This is a genomic window from Helicobacter sp. 13S00477-4, from assembly GCF_002272785.1.
Classification (GTDB): Bacteria; Campylobacterota; Campylobacteria; order Campylobacterales; family Helicobacteraceae; genus Helicobacter_J.
The window spans coordinates 1-1331 of record NZ_MLAS01000030.1 but is presented as its reverse complement, the minus strand read 5'-3'; the positions used below and the strand labels follow the sequence as shown (position 1 = coordinate 1331).

The following is a 1331-nucleotide window of genomic DNA, read 5'->3' as shown; positions in this document are numbered from 1 at the left end:
TCCCAAAAGGAGTAGTAGTATCTCATCGTTCTATTATTGATTATATTGAATGGATTTTGAATGAAGATAAGATTTGTCCTAAACCTGATGATATTATTGGCAATCAATCACCTTTTTATTTTGATAACTCAGTACTTGATATTTATTTGTGTTTTTTTAAAGGCATCAAACTTGTGATTATCCCTGAAGAAAAGTTTTTATTCCCAAAAGACTTATTACAATATCTATACACAAAGCATATCAATTATATTTTTTGGGTGCCATCATTATTGAATAATATTGCCAAAAACAAAATCCTTGATAGTTCCAAACCCAAATTCCAAAAGATTTTATTTGCAGGTGAAAACATGCCAACAAAAACCCTTAATTATTGGATGGAAAACTATCCAGGAACTACTTTTGCTAATCTATATGGACCTACAGAAATAACTGTTGATTGCACCTTTTATATCATAGATAAAACTTTCAAAGAAAATGAAAGCCTACCTATTGGAACATCTTGTCGCAATACTCAAGTGATGATTTTTGATGAATCCAACCAACTCATCACAAAATCCAATCAAATAGGTGAAATCTGTGTTCGTGGCAGCTGCCTTTCACTAGGTTATTATAATGATTTGGAAAAAACAAATTCAGTTTTTATTCAAAACCCTCTGCATCAAAAATATGAAGATAGGGTATATAAAACAGGTGATTTGGGTTATTATACTGCTGATAGACATATCATACTCACAGGCAGAAAAGACCAACAAATCAAACACAATGGTTACCGTATAGAACTTGGAGAAATTGAGCTTGCATTAGGAGATTTTGATGCTATAGAAGGAGTATGTGTGGTGTATGATGAACAAAACTCTATCATTAGGCTATTTTATGAATCAAAAAAAGAAATTTCAAAAGCTGAAATTTTCAATCACCTCAAAGACAAACTCCCAAAATATATGCTACCTCAAGAATACATCTGGTTAGAAACCCTGCCCTTAAACCCTAATTCAAAAATTGATAGAAAAGCCTTAAAAACATTCAAAAAGGAATCGAAATGAAAAATGCTATTGAATACCTAATTGCCACAGTAGCAAAATATCCAAATAAAATTGGTTTTGAAGATTCTACTTCACAAATAAGCTTTAAAGATTTCTACACAAAAGCTTGCTATTTATCTACACATATGCTTAATTTTACCCCCCCCCCCATTCCTAAAATCATAGCCATTTTCCTCCCTAAAAATATCCAATCACTTTTATCTATAGCAGGGATTTTACTTTCTGGAAATGTTTATATGCCTTTGGATATTAAAAGCCCTAAAGAAAGATTAAAATCTATTTTAGAAA

2 protein-coding genes are annotated in these 1331 nt (G+C 31.1%); both read left to right on the top strand.

Annotated elements, in window-relative coordinates:
- Window positions 1-1043: AMP-binding protein (locus tag BKH44_RS08605; protein ID WP_095272428.1), on the top strand; the 1043-nt coding region annotated here is incomplete at its 5' end.
- Window positions 1040-1331 (top strand): AMP-binding protein (locus BKH44_RS08600; RefSeq protein ID WP_143428340.1); only part of this gene is annotated, 292 nt, incomplete at its 3' end. The genes BKH44_RS08605 and BKH44_RS08600, both read left to right, overlap by 4 nt.